This is a genomic window from Haemophilus parainfluenzae, assembly GCF_003252795.1.
Taxonomy (GTDB): domain Bacteria; phylum Pseudomonadota; class Gammaproteobacteria; order Enterobacterales; family Pasteurellaceae; genus Haemophilus_D; species Haemophilus_D parainfluenzae_K.
The window spans coordinates 375,765-395,912 of the sequence record NZ_QEPQ01000003.1 but is presented as its reverse complement, the minus strand read 5'-3'; the positions used below and the strand labels follow the sequence as shown (position 1 = coordinate 395,912).

General features: G+C 40.0%; 14 protein-coding genes. 9 read left to right on the top strand and 5 right to left on the bottom strand.

What is annotated here, in order from left to right; all coding sequences use genetic code 11:
• Positions 1–108: 108 nt before the first annotated feature.
• A complete protein-coding gene (locus DPV81_RS06830) occupies positions 109–4,344 on the bottom strand; it encodes a YadA-like family protein (RefSeq protein ID WP_111387464.1) in 4,236 nt (1,411 codons plus the stop codon).
• A gap of 508 nt (positions 4,345–4,852) precedes the next feature.
• Between DPV81_RS06830 and nrfA the strand changes: the two genes are divergently transcribed.
• The 9 genes from nrfA to DPV81_RS06785 all read left to right on the top strand — a co-directional run bounded on the left by nrfA (position 4,853) and on the right by DPV81_RS06785 (position 14,796).
• Positions 4,853–6,376 carry an ammonia-forming nitrite reductase cytochrome c552 subunit gene (gene nrfA / locus DPV81_RS06825; protein WP_180363118.1) on the top strand — a complete coding sequence of 508 codons (1,524 nt, stop codon included), beginning with the start codon at positions 4,853–4,855 and terminating at the stop codon, positions 6,374–6,376.
• Positions 6,377–6,448: 72 nt separating this feature from the next.
• Entirely contained in the window at positions 6,449–7,114 is a 666-nt protein-coding gene (nrfB, locus tag DPV81_RS06820; protein ID WP_070776062.1) for a cytochrome c nitrite reductase pentaheme subunit, read from the top strand.
• Positions 7,114–7,791, top strand: a complete 678-nt coding sequence (nrfC, locus tag DPV81_RS06815; RefSeq protein ID WP_005695543.1) for a cytochrome c nitrite reductase Fe-S protein — start codon at positions 7,114–7,116, stop codon at positions 7,789–7,791. Before nrfB ends, nrfC begins: the two co-directional genes overlap by 1 nt.
• Entirely contained in the window at positions 7,788–8,753 is a 966-nt protein-coding gene (gene nrfD / locus DPV81_RS06810; RefSeq protein ID WP_111387462.1) for a cytochrome c nitrite reductase subunit NrfD, read from the top strand. Before nrfC ends, nrfD begins: the two co-directional genes overlap by 4 nt.
• A gap of 148 nt (positions 8,754–8,901) precedes the next feature.
• The gene (gene nrfE / locus DPV81_RS06805) at positions 8,902–10,806 is read left to right on the top strand and encodes a heme lyase NrfEFG subunit NrfE (protein WP_111387460.1); all 1,905 of its coding nucleotides are present in this window, start codon (positions 8,902–8,904) and stop codon (positions 10,804–10,806) included.
• Complete coding sequence (locus DPV81_RS06800) at positions 10,799–11,329, top strand: DsbE family thiol:disulfide interchange protein (protein ID WP_111387458.1); 531 nt, start codon at positions 10,799–10,801, stop codon at positions 11,327–11,329. Before nrfE ends, DPV81_RS06800 begins: the two co-directional genes overlap by 8 nt.
• A gap of 1 nt (position 11,330) precedes the next feature.
• Positions 11,331–12,386 carry a heme lyase NrfEFG subunit NrfF gene (nrfF, locus tag DPV81_RS06795; RefSeq protein WP_111387456.1) on the top strand — a complete coding sequence of 352 codons (1,056 nt, stop codon included), beginning with the start codon at positions 11,331–11,333 and terminating at the stop codon, positions 12,384–12,386.
• Between the two features lie 3 nt (positions 12,387–12,389).
• Positions 12,390–13,592 (top strand): BaiN/RdsA family NAD(P)/FAD-dependent oxidoreductase, encoded by a 1,203-nt coding sequence (locus tag DPV81_RS06790; protein ID WP_111387454.1) that lies wholly within the window; start codon positions 12,390–12,392, stop codon positions 13,590–13,592.
• A 109-nt stretch (positions 13,593–13,701) separates the two neighbouring features.
• A complete protein-coding gene (locus tag DPV81_RS06785) occupies positions 13,702–14,796 on the top strand; it encodes a 5-methyltetrahydropteroyltriglutamate--homocysteine S-methyltransferase (protein WP_111387452.1) in 1,095 nt (364 codons plus the stop codon).
• A gap of 150 nt (positions 14,797–14,946) precedes the next feature.
• Here the strand turns inward: DPV81_RS06785 and DPV81_RS06780 are convergent, their stop codons facing one another.
• From DPV81_RS06780 to DPV81_RS06765, 4 genes are read right to left on the bottom strand one after another with little or no spacing between them, the layout of a single operon-like run.
• The gene (locus tag DPV81_RS06780; protein ID WP_111387450.1) at positions 14,947–16,263 is read right to left on the bottom strand and encodes an MFS transporter; all 1,317 of its coding nucleotides are present in this window, start codon (positions 16,261–16,263) and stop codon (positions 14,947–14,949) included.
• 54 nt (positions 16,264–16,317) lie between these two features.
• Entirely contained in the window at positions 16,318–17,061 is a 744-nt protein-coding gene (gene menH / locus DPV81_RS06775) for a 2-succinyl-6-hydroxy-2,4-cyclohexadiene-1-carboxylate synthase (RefSeq protein WP_111387448.1), read from the bottom strand.
• A gap of 46 nt (positions 17,062–17,107) precedes the next feature.
• Positions 17,108–18,814 carry a 2-succinyl-5-enolpyruvyl-6-hydroxy-3-cyclohexene-1-carboxylic-acid synthase gene (menD, locus tag DPV81_RS06770; RefSeq protein WP_111387446.1) on the bottom strand — a complete coding sequence of 569 codons (1,707 nt, stop codon included), beginning with the start codon at positions 18,812–18,814 and terminating at the stop codon, positions 17,108–17,110.
• Between the two features lie 5 nt (positions 18,815–18,819).
• A complete protein-coding gene (locus tag DPV81_RS06765) occupies positions 18,820–20,100 on the bottom strand; it encodes an isochorismate synthase (RefSeq protein ID WP_111387444.1) in 1,281 nt (426 codons plus the stop codon).
• Positions 20,101–20,148: the final 48 nt, after the last annotated feature.

Below are 20,148 nucleotides of genomic sequence, written 5' to 3'. Positions count from 1 at the left end.
TCTCCGAGTTGACTCACCCTATTATACGAAAAACGCGATGAAAATCGACCGCACTTTTGGCAATAAAAAAGGCATGGTTTCCCATGCCTTTTATTTATTAACAATAAATTACCAGTGGTAGCCTGCACCAACTGCTACACCCACTTTACCTTGTGTATCGCTAGTACCTGCTAAACGAATAATGATTTTACCATTATCTGAAATACGTGACATACCTAATGCCACTGCATTTTGACCTTGATAATTACCCGCTGCCACAGACACCATGCTCTTACCTGGAATGTAAGCTTGTGGTAATTGAGACGCTGCTAACGCGCTTGCTGTACCTGCATTTACACGTTTACCTAACTTGTTCACTTGACCATTTAACTTATTGATCTTGTTATTCATGTCAGCTTTTACTTCGTGTAATTGGCTGCCGTTTACCGCATCAGTACTGTCTGCTGCAATGCGCCCTGGTGCAACATTGGTAATTTGTTTATTACCTGCATCAATACCATTTTTAGTCATGCTTGGACCATTTTTAATGGTTACGCCATTGCCATCAATCACAGTATCACCCGCAGTGAATTTGTTTGCAGTTACACTTTCCACTTTAAGGTTTTTCTTGATACCTACACGAAGATTACCGCTCTTATCAATGTTTGTCATCACATTATCGCCACCATCAAACTCACTCCAGTTTGTGTTGCTATCTGCGCCTTTCACATTGATTTGGCTATTTAATTTCGCACCGTAAACATCACCTACGTTTGCGCCAAATTTTAAGCCATCGCTTAATGTTGCGATAGTTTCACCACCAAAGTTCATACGATTTGGTGTTTTACCATCAAGATTTGGTGCTGCATCTTTACCACTTACTACTGTAATTGGCGTTGAGTTATCACCTTCACCAAGATTAATTGTTGTGGTATTAACCGTTGTGGCATTCACCGCTCCGGCTTCTAAATCTTTCGTAGTAGAGATAGTGAAATTCATGCCATCTTGCTTAATTTTGATATTTTGTCCTGCGATATAAGTCACGGTATTACCTGGGCTTACCTTTTGAACAGTTTCACCTTCAGCTTCACCACCGTCTTTATTCACAGTGACATTCCAACCAGAATTATTGATTGCATTTGCAACTGTGGTTGCATTCACCAATTTAGAGCCATCTACAGGTGTATCAATTTTTCCTGTTGTATTAGGTTTTAAATCAGTGGTCGCTACAGCATTATAAAGTTGGCTACCGTTTATTGCATCTTTGCTATCTTTAGATACATCGCCATCTCCAACATTGCTAATTTTCTTACCTGCAGCGTCAATACCTGATTTGGTTATACTTGGCCCACCAGCAATAGTTAATCCATCAGTATTAATGGTTGTATCGCCAGCTTTTACGCTATCAACTTTGATATCCTTAGCTAATTTAATTTCTAACTTATCAGTGCCATCTGCTACCACACCAATGTTACCATCGGAAAGTTTAGTCGTGTCCGTTTCACCACCAACTAGGTTAACTGTTTCACCTAATTTACGCTCTACATTGTTTCCAGTATCACCAGCAAAAGTAAGTGGACTAAATGCTTGTTTCGCAGTTTGATTAATCGCCTCATTAACGTTATTTACTACGTTACCATCTACTTTAATTGGTGCGTTAGTCACGGTAACATCACCTGCTTTCAAACCATCTTTATCAATTTTGGTATCGCCCGCAGTGACACTATCAACCTTGATATCTTTCGATAAAGCAATCTTAACTTTACCTTCTTCAACCTTGGTGCTGATATTTTTATCTGCGCCAACAACCTCAACCGTTTCACCTAATGGTTTCTTCACAGAATTACCATCTTGAGCAGTTAATCCAAAGCCTTTTGTGGTGAGGTTATTAATTGTTTGATAAAGTTGGCTACCGTTTACTGCATCTTGTGATGTTTCATTTACATCACCTGCTGCTACGTTGCTAATTTTCTTGCCAGCAGCATCAATACCAGATTTTGTTACACTTGGACCATCTTTAATATTCAAGCCATCTGTATTTAAAACAGTATCACCAACTGTTACATTACCTGCAGCATTAACATTAGTAACATTAATCGTTTCATTTAAATTAAACGTCACATTATCATCTGCTGCATTTTTGGTAATTTTAATATTGCCATCGGTGTTATTCAAATCAACCGTTTCACCAGGTGCTACATTACTACTATTTTCTCCATTAGCAGTTAAATTCCAGCCTTTATTAGCTACTTTTTCCACATCTTTTAATTGTGAAAAATTCACAGCATCTTTGTCATCGGTACCCGCTTCAACATTAGTAATTTTATTACCCGCAGCATCAATGCCAGATTTAGTAACACTTGGACCACCGGCGATTTTTAAACCATCAGTATTAATGGTTGTATCGCCTGCTTTTACGCTATCAACTTTGATATCCTTTGCCAATTTAATTTCTAACTTATCATTGCCATCTGCTACCACACCGATGTTACCATCAGAAAGTTTAGCCGCATCAGTTTCACCACCAACTAACTTAACTGTTTCACCTAATTTACGTGTTACATTAGTGCCAGTATCTCCAGCAAAGGTTAATGGCATATTACGTACTTTATTAATTGCGCTAGTCACATCACCTGCAGTTGCTAAGTTGCTTGGATTCTCTGCAGTTGCATTGCCGTCTTTATCAGTATTGATAGTTGTTGTATTCACATCAAATTTCACAATTGTGTCATTTGGGGTTTTAGTCACATTCGCGGTAGTTAGGTTTCCATCTTTGAAGTTCACTACATCATTATTATTAATGCGTGATTTAGGTGAACCATTTTCTTGTACGTTAAAACCGCTATTGTTTAATACTGCGTGAAGTTGTGAACCGTTAATTGCATCAGTTGAAGTCGCGGAAATACGACCCGCTGCAACATTCTGGATTTGGCGCTCATTGCCTGCTTTACCTACAGAAACTGCACCACCAATTGCTGAAGAATTTGCAGCAAATGAAACAGTCGTAGTGACACCAGCATCATTTTTAAATGTTGCCCCTGAAGATGTAGCATCAAACATATTTGAACCTGCAACTGAATTATGACCTAATGCTACCGCATTTGCCGCTGTTGCATTAGAGCCTAAACCAATTGCAATTGACGCAGTTGATGTATTCGTTGTATGAGCATTTGGTCCAATAGCAATAGAGTTTTCACCTTTAGCACCTTTATTGATACTATTAGTTGGGTTTTCCTCAGTTGCATCATCTTTAACACCAATTGTTGAATTCACTGAGAAGTAGCGCATTTTTTCAATTTGTTGAATTGCTGAATAAAGCTGAGAACCATTGATTGCATCAGTTGAATCTGCAGAAACATCACCAGGTGCTAAGTTAATAATTTGACGTTCAAATTGTTTCTTACCCACTGATACAACATCACCCGGATCAACCGATGCACCACCAGCCCAAGTATAAGTATTTCCTAGAATTTCCTTACCTTTATAAGCTATACCTTCTTTGTCCGTTGCAGATGCCATACCAATTGCAACAGCGTTGGTTATATTAGCATTTGCACCTGTTCCAAGCGCAAGCGTACCAAATTTTGTTGCAGTTGCATTAGTACCTAGTGCAGTAGAGAAATCACCCACTGCTTGTGTTTTAACACCAATAGCTACCGCGCCCTCACCACTTGTCGCGGGAGAATATCCATTCAAACTCTCACCCGTTAATTTTTTGTAAATCAAACCTCGATTTGCAAAACTATCTAATCGAATTTGTTTTTTAGTAGCAACTGTTCCATTTTCATTAAACGTATATTCATAAACAACTTCGTCACCACTGTATTTACCACCATTAACTTTATCAACATCATCGTTACCAATAACAATAGATGAGTTACCTTTTGCTAAAGTATTTGCACCAATAGCAATAGATTGATCACCTTTCACTTCTGTTCGTTGAGTTCGAGCCCCATCACCCGAACTACCAATTGCAATTGATTCCTCGCTATTAGCGCCTGAAATATACGCTCCCATACCAATGGCAATATTTCGTCCTCTCTGACTATTATTTGAAATTGTTGCACTGTGACCAATCCCAATATTCGAGCCACCATTCACAGATGCTTCACCCTTAAACATGTTAAGTCCTCCCTCCGTAATTTTAATAAGAGGTTCACTTATATCGATAGCTTGTGCCGGCAATACTACTCCAGCTAAAATAAGAGAAGAGACAGAAAGTTTAAAAAGAGAAGATAAACGTGTTTCGCTTGTTACACGTTGTTCGGAGTTTGAAGAAGCTTTTACGGCTCCTTTTGCTAATTCTGATGTCACGACAAAAGATTGTGTCGTTTTGTTCCAAATAATCTTAAATACTTTGTTCATAAAAAGGTTCTCCCAAACAAATAGGTCAAGTTTCTAACACGCTCAAATAATACAAACTAAGCGAATAAATCATTAAGTTTTGGGAGTATAACTGACCCAAATATAAGATCAAGGAAATGTTTGCTTTTTACACTGTTTTTTTACAAAAAATTTACATTTTAACGTTTGTGTAACAATGGTATTAGAAAAAGCCATCTAGAGTGGCTAATCACAAGGTTTTAATCTCTCTCAAACAAGTAAGAAACACGATAAAAATTGACCGCACTTCTTCCTCTTTCAAGGTATTCTCCTCTTACCACTTTACCTATACCCAAGTATACCTCTTTGTGAGTATTTTGATTTTAAAGTTTGATCAACCTCAAACTTTTGGAAGATAACCTTAGAAAAACTACTACTTTTTGGTATCTTATGCTTGCACTGAACTATTTTTATGAGTGAATTCAAAAGCTTAATAGGAATTGTTTGCATTTAAAATTGTTTTTTATTCTTTCCTAATGGAGTGATTATCGTGAACGCATTGAGAAAAAGCCTTGTTTTGGCCACTTCTTTCGCAGCTTTAGGTGTGTATAACTCAGCGATGGCTGAAATGGTATACAAGCCTGTTGAACAACCTGTGGAAGCACCAAACCCTAATTTAAAAATCGAAGCAGTGAATGAAAAATTTGCTGAGAAATATCCTAGCCAATTCAATTCGTGGAAAGCGACTGAAAAAGGCGACAAAATCATCTATGCTAATGAACAAGATCCTCGTTTAATCGTGTTATGGGGGGGCTATTCTTTCGCAAAAGAATATAACGCACCTCGTGGTCACGTTTATGCAGTAGAAGATGTACGTAATATTTTACGTACTGGTGCGCCCAAAAATGCAAATGATGGCCCTCAACCAATGGCATGTTGGACTTGTAAAGGTCCAGACGTTCCTCGTTTAATTGCAGAATGGGGTGAAGATGGTTACTTTGGTGCCAAATGGGCTAAAGGTGGACCAGAAATTGTCAACTCGATCGGTTGTGCTGACTGTCACGATACGACCTCTAAAGACTTTGCTGAAGGCAAACCTGCATTACGTATTGCTCGTCCACACGTTCTTCGTGCATTAGATCACTTAAATAATGCACTTCAAGCAAAAGCAAAAGCTGAAGGTAAAGAACAAGCTAACTTAAGCTTTAACACAGCTGCTCGCACTGAAAAACGTGCTGAAATCTGTGCAAACTGTCATGTTGAATACTACTTCGCGGGCGACTTAAAACAAGTAACCTTCCCTTGGGATAACGGTCAAACTGTTGATGACATCGAAAAATACTATGATGATATCGGCTTCAGTGACTGGACTCACTCTCTTTCTAAAGCACCAATGTTAAAAGCGCAACACCCTGACTTTGAAATTTGGTCTTTAGGTATGCACGGTAAAAACGGCGTAACTTGTATCGACTGTCACATGCCTAAAGTACAAGGTAAAGACGGTAAAGTTTACACCGACCACCAAATCCAAAACCCATTCGATGCATTTGATACCACATGTGCAAACTGTCACGATCAAAGCAAAGAAAAACTTAAAGACATCGTTGCTTCACGTAAAAAAGAAGTGAAAGATGTAATGGGTCGTTTAGAAGATCAAGTTGTTCGTGCTCACTTTGAAGCGAAAGCGGCATGGGATGCAGGTGCAACTAAAGAAGAAATGGAACCTGCTTTAATGGATATCCGTCACGCTCAATGGCGTTGGGACTACGCAGCAGCAAGTCACGGTGGTCACATGCACGCACCTGATGTAATGCTTCGCGTATTAGGTTCTGGTATCGACAAAGCTGCGGATGCACGTGCTAAACTTGCAGCAATCTTAACTAAACATGGCGTGAAAACTCCGGTTGAAGTACCAGATATTTCTACAGCTGATAAAGCATGGAAAGTAATGGGTATTGATATCGAGAAAGAACGTCAAGCGAAAAAAGAATTCTTAGAAACTGTTGTACCTCAATGGGTAAAAGAAGCGAAAGCCAATGGCAAATTAGCTGAAGATACCGCAACAAAACAATAAAAAAAGAACCGCACTTTGTAACTAAAGTGTCGAAGTGCGGTCATTTTTAACCATATATTTGAGGTAATCAGAATGAATTTAACTTCTTTAATCAGCAAATCGGCAAAATCCCTTGCATTGCTTGCAATGCTTGCGGCAATGCCAATGGCTGCAAGTGCGGAAGAGATGGCAAAAACACCTGCCTCTCAACTCACTTACGAGCCACAAATGGATAACCAACGTGATCCAAACCAATATTGTGCAAAATGTCACAAATTTGACCAAGTTGATAAAAACCAAACTTTAGATCAATCTGGTGGTGAATTACACTTTGGTAAATTCCACGGCGCACACTTAAATCAAAAAAGCCCTAACACAGGTAAACCGATTAACTGTGTAAACTGTCACGGTAATATTTCGGAAGATCACCGTCGTGGTGCAAAAGATGTGATGCGTTTTGATGGCGATATCTTTGGTGATAAAAAACCAATGTATACCGCGCAAGAACAAAACCAAGTTTGTTTTGCTTGTCACCAACCAGCAAAACTTCGTGAAAAACTTTGGGCGCACGATGTTCACGCAATGAAATTGCCTTGTGCAAGCTGCCACACATTACACCCGAAAGATGATGCGATGAAAGGTATTCAACCGAAAAATCGTGTGAAACTTTGTGTAGATTGCCACGGCGAACAACAAAAACGCAAAGCGGCAAAAGACGCACAATCACAAACGCAATCAACCGAACAAAAGGATAAATAATGACAGCTTGTTCACGCCGAAACTTTGTTTCCGGCATGGGGGCATTAATCCTTATGACGGGGACATCAGTTACCTCTTTAGCGAAAGAGGAAAAGGCGGATAAACCGAAACGCTATGCAATGGTACACGACGAAACAGCTTGTATCGGCTGTACTGCTTGTATGGATGCTTGTCGTGAAACAAACCACGTTCCTGAAGGCGTTTCACGTTTGGAAATTCTCCGTAGTGAACCTTACGGTGAATTCCCAAATCAAGAATACGAGTTTTTCCGTCAATCTTGCCAACACTGTACAAACGCCCCTTGCGTGGCAGTTTGTCCAACCGGTGCATCATTTATTGATCCTGAAACAGGTATCGTCGATGTGCATAAAGATCTTTGTGTAGGTTGCCAATACTGTGTTGCAGTTTGTCCTTACCGCGTACGTTTCATTCACCCAGTACACCGTACTGCGGATAAATGTAACTTCTGTCGCGATACAAACTTAGCAGCTGGCAAACAACCTGCTTGTGTAGAAGCTTGTCCAACCAAAGCATTAACCTTTGGCGATATGAATGATCCAAGCAGTGCAGTTTCCCGCAAAGTGAAAGAAAATCCGGTTTATCGCACTAAAGTGGAATTAGGTACTCAACCAAATCTTTACCATATTCCATTCCAACACGGGGAGCCAAGAAGATGACATTAGATTATCCTGTTCCGTTTCACACACCTAATTTGGTGTGGGATTCAACAATCGCTATCTATTTGTTCTTACTTGGTATTTCTTCCGGTGCGGTACAATTAGCGATTGCTTATAAACGTAGTCACAAATTAGAAAATCCTAGCAAAAACTGGATTATCAGAGCAGCCGCCGTTTTAGGTTCTGTGCCAACATTAATTGGTTTAACCCTATTAATTTTCCACTTGGCACGTCCTTGGACATTCTGGAAATTGATGTTTAACTATCAATTCAACTCTGTAATGTCTATGGGGGTAATGTTATTCCAAGTTTATATGCTGTTCTTGGTATGTTGGTGTGCGGTTATCTTCAAAGAAGATATCATGGCGTTTATCCAACGTTTTATGCCAAAACTTGGTTTTGTCGGTAAAATTATCAATGTATTAGAACGTTTAACTGGTCCTGTAGAAGTTATTCTCTTCATCTTAGCCGCTGTGCTAGGGGCTTATACCGGTTTCTTACTTTCAGCATTGATCAGTTACCCAATGTTAAATAACCCTGTTCTACCAGCGTTATTCTTGGCTTCAGGTACCTCTTCAGGTATCGCTGCAACCTTCTTATTTATCCTCATTGCAGGTAAATTAAAAGGTGATAGCCATGAGTCACACTTCATTCACAAATTTGAAGTGCCAATTATGGTGACTGAACTTGGTTTATTAATCTGTTTCTTTGTTGGTCTACACTTCGGTGGTGGTCAGAAAGTGGTTGCATTACACAATGCACTTTCCGGCTTCTGGGGCGCTGTGTTCTGGATTGGGGTATTCTTAATTGGTATCTTAATTCCACTATTTGCCAACCTTGCCGTAAAAGACAACTTAAAATACAACAAGAACTTTATTATCCTTGTGTCAATCTTCGACTTAATCGGGGTTCTCTGCTTACGTTACTTCATTTTGTATGCAGGACAACTTACCGTTGCGTAAGGATAAATTTCTTATTTAATCAAAAGGCGTATACAATACGCCTTTTGTTTATTTAGAAGACTAAAGTGCAGTTAATTTTACGTATGTTTTTTCATGCTTAAAATCAACCTTATTTTGTAAAATACAACCTTTAATACTGAAGAATACTATGCTTCCCGAACTCGGATTTCTCTCATTACTCTTTGCTACCACCGCGGCGCTCTTACTTTCTATCGTGCCGCAAATTGGTATTTGGCGAAATAAACCCTCTCTCACCAACACGGCTTGGGGATTAAGTTATTGCTTCGGTATTTTTACGAGCGTTTCAATCGGTATTCTTGCCTACTCTTTTGCAACCGATGATTTCACATTGGAATACGTGGCAGCACATTCTAATTCCCAATTACCAACATTCTTTAAAGTCGCCGCCACTTGGGGCGGACATGAAGGCTCTATTTTATTTTGGCTTTTCACATTAAGTCTTTGGTTGGTGGCTTTTGCCTTTTTCTCTCGCAAAAATGACCGCACTTTTTCTGCACAAACCCTTTCTTTACTTGGCTTAATTTGTCTTGGGTTTGCTATTTTTATTTTGTTCTACTCCAATCCATTTGGACGTGCGTTTCCTGCCCCTTCGGAAGGACGAGATCTCAATCCAATGCTGCAAGATATTGGCTTAATTTTCCATCCACCACTGTTATATGTGGGTTATGTGGGCTTTGCCGTTAACTTTTCCATGTCTATTTCAGCCTTAATCTTTAATCGTTCTACACAAGCTATCGCACGTGCTATGCGATCTTGGGTGCTCGTTTCTTGGTTATTCTTAACCTTAGGGATCGTACTCGGTGCCTGGTGGGCATATTACGAATTAGGCTGGGGTGGCTGGTGGTTCTGGGACCCAGTAGAAAACGCCTCACTTATGCCATGGTTATTGGGACTCGCACTGCTACACAGCTTGATGGTGACGGAAAAACAAGGCATGTTTAGCTATTGGACAACACTCTTTTCCCTACTCGCTTTTGCATTCAGTGTATTAGGTACCTTTATTGTTCGTTCAGGTGCATTAACCTCCGTTCACGCCTTTGCTTTAGATAGCTCCCGTGGTTATGTGTTATTACTCATTTTCTTCTTACTAACTGTTGGTTCGCTGAGCTTATTTGCCCTACGCACAAATACCAATGAAAGAGCGGTCAAATTTCCGCTTATTTCTAAAACAGGGGCAATTTTAGGCTTAAATATCGTATTGACCGTGGCAACTGTCAGCACATTCTTAGGCACTTTCTATCCAATGCTATTCCAGGCCATGAATTGGGGAAGTATTTCTGTGGGGGCGCCTTACTTTAATAGCATTTTCTTGCCATTACTCACTTTAGTGCTTTTTGCGATGGCGGCTACACTTTGCTTAAACTGGTTTAAATCAGACAAAAAACGCTTTCTCAAACGTCTGTTATTACTTATTCCCGCTGCAGTGATGGCTTATGGCATGATTTGGAATGCGCTGCAAAATGATGGCGCATTACGTTTCCATTTCTTCGCTTATGTATTACTCACCCTTGCTATTTGGGTATTATTCGTCACCTTATGGCAAAATTGGGTAAAAGTAAGACTTGCCTATTTCGGGATGATTCTCGCCCACTGTGGCGTGGCGATTGCCACAATGGGCGCCGTGATGAGTAGTTACTTTGGCAGTGAGTTAGGTGTTAGACTTGCGCCACAACAAAGCCAACAATTAGGTCAATTTGAATTCCACTACGATCGTTTTTCCAATGAAATCGGACCTAACTTTACCGCCGAAGTCGCTTTCTTTAACGTGTCAAAACAAGGTAAACCTTATGCTGAAATTGTACCGGAGCGCCGTTATTATGATGTTCGCACCATGACCATGAGTGAAGTGGGCTTAGATGCAGGCTTTTGGGGCGATTTATATATTGTGATGGGTGATAACTTGGGCAAAGGTGAATTCACGTTCCGCTTACATTACAAACCACTTATTCGCTGGTTATGGCTCGGAGGCATTTTAATGGCACTTGGCGCATTATGTTCTGCCATCAATTTGAAGAGAAAACGCGATGAATAAAAAGTTTATTTTGTTTTTACCACTGATTTTATTATTGAGCGTTTGCTTACTGCTTTTTGTTGGCTTACACAAAGATCCAAAACAAATTGCCTCTGCACTCATTAATAAGCCAGTGCCGGAATTCTATCAAGCAAATCTACTTGAACCGAGTCAAATCGTCAGCCCAAGAGATTTCCCAAAGAAACCTTTCCTGCTTAATGTATGGGGAAGTTGGTGTGGCTATTGCCAACAGGAACACCCTCTTTTGATGGAAATTTCAAAAGAAGTGCCCATTGTTGGAATCGACTATCGTGACAAACCTCAAAATGGCATTGCGATGCTAGAACGCATGGGCAATCCATTTATACTCACTATTGACGATAGTCGTGGTGAATTTGCAATGCAATTAGGCGTAGATGGTGCACCTGAGACCTATATTGTCGATGAACACGGCATGATCCGTTATCGTCATTCTGGCTATATGGATAGAGAAACGTGGCTCAATGAGATCAAACCAAAACTTGATGAATTAACTAAAAAGTAAAATGAAAAAATTAACCCGATTTCTGACCGCACTTCTACTGACTTTCGCCCTTTTTGCTCACGCAGAAATGGTGGATACTTATGCGTTTAAAAACCAAGCCGATCGTACTCGTGCTGTTGAACTGGCAAAATCCTTACGCTGCCCACAATGTCAGAATCAGAATTTAGTTGAGTCCAATTCACCGATTGCTTATGACTTACGTATTGAAGTCTATAAAATGGTGGATGAAGGAAAAACGAACCAACAAATTATTGATACGATGACTGCACGTTTTGGTAATTTCGTGAACTATAAGCCACCTTTCCAATGGAATACCGCACTACTCTGGCTATTGCCTATTTTGCTATTAATTGGTGCTTTTGCGTTGATTTTGTTTTCCACTAAAAAATCAGAAGACGCCCCTAAACCACTTGGAAATCAACCTCATACAGCGCCTAAAAAAGAAAAAAGTGCGGTCAAATTTGAAACCAAATCCGCCATTTGGGTCTTTGCAATCTTATTGATTCTTCCTTTAAGTTATTACTTCTCCCTTGATCGTTTTGAGCGCGTTCAACAAGGCGAAAAAGAGATGGTTGAGCTTGCCAATAAAAAAGCAGATACATCAATGGTGCATCAAAAAGAAGATATGGTGCTCAAAATTCAAAATAAAATTCGAGAAGATGTGAATAACCCTGAGCTTTGGGCTCAGCTAGGTGACGCCTATATGCAAAATGATGAATTTGATCATGCGCTCATCGCCTATAGCAATGCAGAAAAAATTTCAGGCACAACCCCGGCTATTTTAGGCTTAAAAGCGACCGCACTTTATTATCAAGCCGGTCAAAACATCACACCACAAATCCAGCAAATAATGGATGAAGCGTTAAAACAAGATAAACATGAAATATCGGTAATGACCTTATTGGCGACCGAAGCTTTTAAAAATCATGAAGCTGAAAAAGCCAAAGCTTATTGGCAACAATTATTAGATTCAGGTAATGCTGCCGTAGATCGCCGAACTGTCATCCAACGAATCAAAATGATAGACTATTTTGAAAAAGGACAAACCTCACAATAAGCTATGTCTCATTATTCAGAAAATATCATCATTGGAGCCGGTGCTGCCGGCTTATTTTGTGCCGCACAGTTAGGTAAACTGGGAAAACCAGCCACTATTTTTGATAACGGTAAGAAAATTGGCAGAAAAATTTTAATGTCTGGTGGCGGATTCTGTAATTTCACCAATATGGAAATCAGTCCAGACCGTTATATCAGTCAAAACAAGCATTTCGTCAAATCTGCCCTAAAACGTTATACACAATGGGATTTTATTGCTTTAGTCGCTGAATACGGCATTCCTTACCACGAAAAAGAATTAGGTCAGTTATTTTGTGATAACGGCGCAGAAGATATCGTGAAGATGCTCGGAACGGAATGTAACAAATATGGTGTTAGCATTCAATTACGTAGCGAAGTCAGTGATGTTGAAGTCGTTGAAAACAATCCTAAAGTGCGGTTCAAATTAAAGGTAAATGCGGTTGAATGGCAATGCCAGAATTTAATTATCGCCACAGGTGGGCTCTCCATGCCTGGCTTAGGCGCTTCGCCTTTTGGCTATCAAATTGCAGAACAATTTGGATTAAATGTGATTCCTCCGCGAGCAAGTCTTGTGCCATTCACGTGGCGAGAAAGTGAAAAATTCTATGCAGCTATCTCTGGTGTTTCATTAGATGTGGCGGCTACAAATCAAAACAAAACCTTTACTCATCAAATGCTATTCACCCATCGCGGTTTATCTGGTCCTGCTATTTTACAGATCTCCAATTATTGGCAACCGGGTGAAAGCATTCATTTGGATTTATTGCCTTATAACAATATTCGTCATCACCTGGATGAAATGCGTCAATCTTCGCCAAAATTGCAGCTAAAAACCGTATTAAGTCGCTTATTGCCGAAGAAATTAGTCGAACTTTGGTTAGAACAAGGCTTGATTCAAGATGAAGTGATTGCAAATTTAAGTAAAGTACGGTTAGAAAATCTAGAGAATTTAATCCACAATTGGCAATTCATTCCTAATGGCACTGAGGGCTACCGCACAGCTGAAGTCACAATGGGCGGTGTTGATACCCATGAGATTTCATCTAAAACCATGGAAGCCACAAAGATTAAAGGTCTCTATTTTATCGGTGAAGTGCTCGATGTCGTTGGTTGGTTAGGTGGCTATAATTTTCAATGGGCATGGAGTTCTGCTGCCGTTTGTGCAATGGGGATTGCTGAAAGCTAATCTTTCTCTGCATTAATTATTTTCATCATGAATGGAAAAATCATTACTTTGATCATGAAATATCCTTACGTTAAAATCATCATACTAAAATGAAAAGAAGGATATAAACATGACATCAAAAACACTTCCCTTTCACGCTGATACTGTGGGCTCATACTTGCGTTCTCAACCTTTAAAAGAAGCCCGTGCAAAATTTGCAGCAGGTGAACTTTCGCGTGAACAATTAACAGAAGTTGAAGATCAAGAAATTGCAAAATTAGTACAAGCTCAGTTAGATGCAGGTATTCAAGTCATCACGGATGGAGAATATCGCCGTGCATTTTGGCATATTGATTTCTTAGAAAACTTAAATGGCATCGAAGGTTATCACCCTGAACATGGTTATAAATTTAATGGTGTGGAAACCAAACCTTACAATACTCGCTGCTGCGGTAAAGTATCTTGGAATCCAAACCATCCATTTATCGAACATTTCAAAAAATTAAAAGACATTGTTGGGGATCGTGGCATCGTAAAATATACCATTCCAAGTCCGAATCAATTAATGTATCCAATTCAATGGGATACAGGAGTTTATGCGACGCGTGCAGAATTTGCCAAAGATGTTCAACAAGCTTATAAAGATGCGATCAAAGCTTTCTACGATGCGGGTTGCCGTTATTTACAATTTGATGATGTGTATTGGGGTTCACTCTGTAATAATCACTTAAAACCAGAATTTGAAGCAGATAAAGCGCAAGCCCTTGAAAATATTCAAGTTGTATTAGCCGCTAAACCAGCAGATATGGTTATCACAACGCATGTTTGTCGTGGCAATTTCCGTTCAACCTATTTATTAACTGGCGCATATGATCCTATTGCGGATGCGTTATTCGGTCAAACCCAATACGATGGCTATTTCCTTGAATATGATGACGAACGTTCTGGTGGGTTTGAGCCATTAAAACACTTTGCCAATAACCCACACAAAGGCCGCGTGGTATTAGGCTTAATCAGTTCAAAATTCCCTGAATTAGAAGATAAAGCGGCTATTAAAGCTCGCATTGAAGAAGCGACTAAATATGTTCCACTTGAGCAACTTTGCTTAAGCCCACAATGTGGTTTTGCATCAACAGAAGAAGGGAATATCATGACGGAAGCACAGCAATGGGCAAAAGTCCGTTACGTTGAAGAAATCGCCAAAGAAGTATGGGGTGAAGATTAACTCTTTCACACCTGATGTTAAAAACACGCTGTTTTTTAACCGCACTTTTATAGACTGAGAGCGTAGCAATACGCTCTTTTTTATTACTTCCTTTCAATAAATAAAAAAGCTGATGTTATTCGCATCAGCTTTTTCATTATCAATTTGTCACTAAATTTGCGTTAAATCGACGTTTTTCGTTTCTTTTGAGGCTAATAATGCTAACAAGGTTAAGAATGCATTAATGGCTAAATAAATCCCTACACCCATTAAGCCATAAAGTGCATTGATTTTTAATGAAATCATTGCCGCAATGGTTGCCCCGATAATGGATGCAATATTGTAGGCTAAAGAGGCGCCAGAATAACGTACTTCCGTTGGGAATAATTCAGGTAATAACGCCGCCATTGGGCCAAATGTCATGCCCATTAATGCCATACCAATTACTAAGAAAGCAAATACAGAAGCCGGTGTACCATTTCCAAGGAATAATGGCATACATAATGCAAAAATTAAAATGCTGACCGTTGTCCAAATCAACCATTTACGACGACCGATTTTATCTGCATAAAGACCTGAAATACTAATAAAAATCGCAAAAACGATCGCACTCATTAAAAGTAATCCCGTGAAGGTATTGGCAGGAATGCCTAACCCCATAGGATAGCCCGCTTCTGAAAGGGTTGCCGGTGTACGAGAATACGCTTGAGCAAAGGCGGTCATAATATAGAACAAGGAATAGGTTGCCACCATGATAAATGTACCAATCACCATTGGTTTAAAGTGTTTAGTGAAAACCACACTCACCGGTGCTTTTAATTTTTTCCCTTTTACTTCCGCTTCAACGAAAACATGGCTCTCATGTAAAGTTAAACGAACATACAACCCAACTAAAACTAAGGCTAAAGAAGAAACAAACGGGATACGCCATGCCCACTCAACAAGGGCTTGTTGCCCCCAGAAATAGCTCACTAAGAAGAAGGTCGCATTAGCAACAAATAAACCAATTGGTGCACCTAATTGAGGGAATGTACCATACCAAGCACGTTTTCCTTCTGGTGCATTTTCTGTTGCCACTAAAGCAGCTCCGCCCCATTCACCACCAAGACCAATACCCTGACCGACTCGGCAAATACATAACAAAATCGGTGCCCAAATACCAATTTGAGAATAAGTCGGCAATAAACCGATAACGACAGTAGATCCGCCCATTAAAACCAAAGAGGCGACCAAGGTTTTCTTACGACCAATCTTATCACCAAAGTGCCCAAATAAAGCTGAGCCAATTGGACGAGCAAAGAACGCTAAGGCTAGTGTTGAAAGAGAAAGCAAATCATCTGAAAGCGGATCGCCACTATGGAAGAATTGCGTGTTAAAAACTAATACTGCCGCAGCGGCATAGATATAATAATCGAAGAATTCAATTGCGGTACCCACCATAGATGCTAAAGCAACCTTAAGTGGATCATTACGAAGTTGTGAGGACATTTTGCTTCCTTAAGAGTTCAAATAAAACGAAAGGGCTAAATCCTAGCATTTCCCTTAAGGTTGAGCAATTTTTAATACGATATTTTCGATTTTTTCAGCAAAATATGTCGGGTTTTCTAGATGTGCATTATGGCCTGCGTCAGGAATAAGCGTTAAATTGAGTTGATTATCCTCTGCCATCTGGCGAAACTTCTGATCTCGTTCACCACAAAAATAAAAAAATGGCAGCAAACTTGACCGCACTTTCTCGCGAAAATCAGGCTGTTTAGCAAGACTAGTGGCTAATAACATATGACCAATATTTGCCCCACTATTGGCTTTTCGCTTTTCAATTAATGCCTTACGTTGCTGTTCATTTAAATGAGAAAAAACAGGTTGTTGATACCAATCTTCGAGCACGGTTTCAGGCTTTTCATGAAAAAAACGCTCAGCCCACATGTTGTCATTGACTAGACGGCTTTGTTTTTCTTGTTCAGATTGTAAACCTAAATTCGCCCCTTCTAAAATGACTGCCTTTAAATGCCCTATTTTCACTTTCGCTTGCAGTGCATAATATTGTGCGATTCGTCCACCAAGTGAATAACCGATTAAGATATAAGGCTCATTTTTTATGAGATGTTGAATTTGTTCTTCAAGGCACTGAGCGGTTTGCTCAAAATCTTCAACGGCAACAGCTTTATTCTCACCATGAAACGGTAAATCGAGAGAGAAACAACGAAAGTGCGGTAGATTTTCGATGACTTTTTGCCAATCTGATTTCGTACCTAATAAGCCATGAAGAAAAACAAGATTCATCATAATAATGCCATATAAAGAAATCCCCTCTATATAAGAGGGGAAAAAATTATTCACCAATCACCGCGTGGCTGATTTGTTCAATCAAGCGCTTATAGGTTGCGCTACCATCACTTGGGTTTGTTTTAATTTCAATTAATGTCGCACGGCGGCGAGTATAAGCTTGTTTTAACACGGAGCTTAAATCTGCCCAGGTGTAAGGCAAGGCATATTTTAAGCCAAACATTGCCGCGACTTGAGAGAAATCACCATTATGTGGCAAGCGATAGAACTGCTCTTTCACCTCTTCCTCCACTGGCAACATATCAAAGATTGCGCCACCATTATTGTTAATCACAAAAATAATAGTCGGTTGAGTGACATTCTTAAATAAGGCTAAAGAGTTTAAATCATAAAGCGTGGACGTATCACCAATCATGGCCACCACAGGTTGATCGGCACCGATACCAATACCTGCAGCCGTTGCTAATAAGCCATCAATTCCGCTTGCACCACGGTTAGTGAAAATTGGATACCCTTCAGGTAATTTGGTTAATGCATCAACCAAGCGTACAAAAAGACTGTTTCCTAAGAACAAAATACCGTTGTAAGGTAAAACACGCTCAATATGATGTGCTAATGAGGCTTCATTAAGATTGCCACCGACTTGTTGTTCGATAAAGGTTGCACAGAATTTTGAAAGTGCCAGAGGTTCGAGCAACCAAGGCTTTTGACGCAATGGCGGGTGTGCACGCAACCAATGATGAGCTTTGGCGTTAAAGCGAGTTTGCGTATGGTGGTTTGGATCAACTGCATTTTGACTTTGCTCCACCACCCAAAATTCGCCTTGGAATTCCGCTAAGAATTGGTTAATCCGTTTACTGATAAAACGAGAGCCAAATTGAATCACGATATCAGCTTGAAGTAATTTTTGCTTCACAGTTTGGTTTGCTAGCCAAATATCCGCATAAGGCATGAGAGGTTCTACACCTGATTGAATATCCGTAAGCAAAATCCATCCCATGGTATTTGCCCATGAGTTAATACCCATTGCTTGTTCAGGCGTTAATTGTCCTGCCACAATCACACCACGTTTCGTACGCCAAGTATCCCAATTCTCGTGCATTAACACTTCTTGCTGTAATGGTTGATGATCAACCCAATTTTTAGGCTGACTTAACCAACGTTGAATTGGCATTAACCATGGGTGACCGTCAATTTCTTGCTCTTGGGCATTATAAAGTGGCTCTGCAAAAGGCACATTGATATGTACCACACCTGGTTGTTGTTTTTGTTTATAGCAAGCTTGTTCTAACGTAGAAATTAACCATTTTGCTGCATAATCTGCCTGAGGTTTCGGTAGATTGACACTTGCCACAGGGTAATCTGCAAACATATTTTGTTGCACGATAGCTTGATTCGCCCCACATTCCCATAATTCAGGTGGACGATCAGCGGTAAGAATGATTAAATTCACGCCTGTTTGACGAGCTTCGATAATTGCTGGATATAAATTTGCTGCTGCGGTGCCCGAGGTGACAATCACTGCAACTGGTGCTTGTGTAGATTTTGCAATCCCCAACGCAAAAAAACCTAAACCACGTTCATCAAAGTGGCTATGGCACGTTGCACGAGAAGCATTTTGTAAACGCACAGCTTCTAGCGTTAAAGGTGTTGAGCGTGAACCTGGCGCAATACAAAAGTGACTCACGCCTTGGCGAACCAAGGTTTCTAAGATCACCTTTGACCAACAACGATTAAATACGCTTACAGACATTCTTCTTATTCTCCGTTATTCTCTGCAAACAGGGAAATCAGCCCTGCCGCTTTACGTTCAATTTCTAACCACTCCTCTACAGGTTGTGAGCCTTCCACAATCCCCGCGCCAGCAAATACACGTACTTGGTTTTCTTCAATAAAAGCCGAACGAATGGTGACACAAAATTCTGAGAGATGTTGACTCATCACACCTAATGTTCCAGCATACCAACGACGATCAAAGGTTTCTATTTCAGCCAAAGCTTTCTTTGCTTGTTGCTGTGGTAAACCTGATACTGCTGCCGTTGGATGAATCGCCTTCAGTAAATCGGCATCCGTACAAAGTGCGGTCAATTTTGCTTGCATTTTTCGAATCAAATGCTGCACTTTGCGTAATGACTTTAATGCGACATCATCAACGGTAATTTGTTCCACTAAGTGACTGATATTTTGTGAAATATCTTCAACCACCAACCAGTTTTCATTGAGGTTTTTTTCATCATTTAATAACCAATTCGCACGTTCATCATTCTCACTCGGATTATCACTAACAGGCGCAGTCCCCGCAAGCGCTTCCGTAAATAACTGACGATCATCTCGCGCAAATAAACGTTCAGGCGTCGAACCTACAAAACAGTGTTCAGCATTATCTGCCCATAAAAAATGGTAACAACCACTATTTTTTGCTTGGCTTGCGGCAAGAAAATCTTTTCCGTTTAACTTACTCTGAAGACCAAACACGGTTTCATTTGCTAACACAAGCTTGGTTAATTCACCTTGTCGAATGCGAGCGAGTGCTTGATTGACCCAGTCACACCACGTTTCTTGGTTTGCTTTTGGCACCATGCTTTCGATGGTTAATTGATTAAGTGGTAAAAGTGCGGTCGTTTTTTCAAATGAATTCAATACCGCTTTTGCCAGATTAAGCTCATTTGTTTCAACAAAAACTGAAATCTCAGTCTCTCCATGTTGTTGTTCAATTAAAACTTGAGGCAAAATAAACTGGCTTTCACCTTGAAACTGTAAACCACCGACTAAAGGGAAATCGTGTTCTTGGATAAATTGCTGTGCCAAATCCACATCTGAAAATGACCGCACTTTCCCCACCGCTGCGACGGTTTTAGCTTTATCACGAAAACGTAAATAAAATTGTGGATAAACAAGTTGCCCTTTCATCCATGCCAAAAGATCAACACCCAATTTCATCTTCGTCTGAAGACGTGCAATAGCGGGTTGCTGATCAGTTGTCGCCAAGGTTTCAAACTGGCGAATTAGCTCAGATTTAGCTTGTTCTAAAGGGCCCATGAAAAATAATAAAACACACAAAAAATTAGCCCATATTCTACCGCACTT

Bases quoted from the DNA above. Each gene is read 5' to 3' on its own strand.
- DPV81_RS06830 (WP_111387464.1), bottom strand. From the start codon at position 4,344: ATGAACAAAGTATTTAAGATTATTTGGAACAAAACGACACAATCTTTT.
- nrfB (WP_070776062.1), top strand. From the start codon at position 6,449: ATGAATTTAACTTCTTTAATCAGCAAATCGGCAAAATCCCTTGCATTG.
- nrfC (WP_005695543.1), top strand. From the start codon at position 7,114: ATGACAGCTTGTTCACGCCGAAACTTTGTTTCCGGCATGGGGGCATTA.
- nrfD (WP_111387462.1), top strand. From the start codon at position 7,788: ATGACATTAGATTATCCTGTTCCGTTTCACACACCTAATTTGGTGTGG.
- nrfE (WP_111387460.1), top strand. From the start codon at position 8,902: ATGCTTCCCGAACTCGGATTTCTCTCATTACTCTTTGCTACCACCGCG.
- DPV81_RS06800 (WP_111387458.1), top strand. From the start codon at position 10,799: ATGAATAAAAAGTTTATTTTGTTTTTACCACTGATTTTATTATTGAGC.
- nrfF (WP_111387456.1), top strand. From the start codon at position 11,331: ATGAAAAAATTAACCCGATTTCTGACCGCACTTCTACTGACTTTCGCC.
- DPV81_RS06790 (WP_111387454.1), top strand. From the start codon at position 12,390: ATGTCTCATTATTCAGAAAATATCATCATTGGAGCCGGTGCTGCCGGC.
- DPV81_RS06785 (WP_111387452.1), top strand. From the start codon at position 13,702: ATGACATCAAAAACACTTCCCTTTCACGCTGATACTGTGGGCTCATAC.
- DPV81_RS06780 (WP_111387450.1), bottom strand. From the start codon at position 16,263: ATGTCCTCACAACTTCGTAATGATCCACTTAAGGTTGCTTTAGCATCT.
- menH (WP_111387448.1), bottom strand. From the start codon at position 17,061: ATGATGAATCTTGTTTTTCTTCATGGCTTATTAGGTACGAAATCAGAT.
- menD (WP_111387446.1), bottom strand. From the start codon at position 18,814: ATGTCTGTAAGCGTATTTAATCGTTGTTGGTCAAAGGTGATCTTAGAA.
- DPV81_RS06765 (WP_111387444.1), bottom strand. From the start codon at position 20,100: ATGGGCCCTTTAGAACAAGCTAAATCTGAGCTAATTCGCCAGTTTGAA.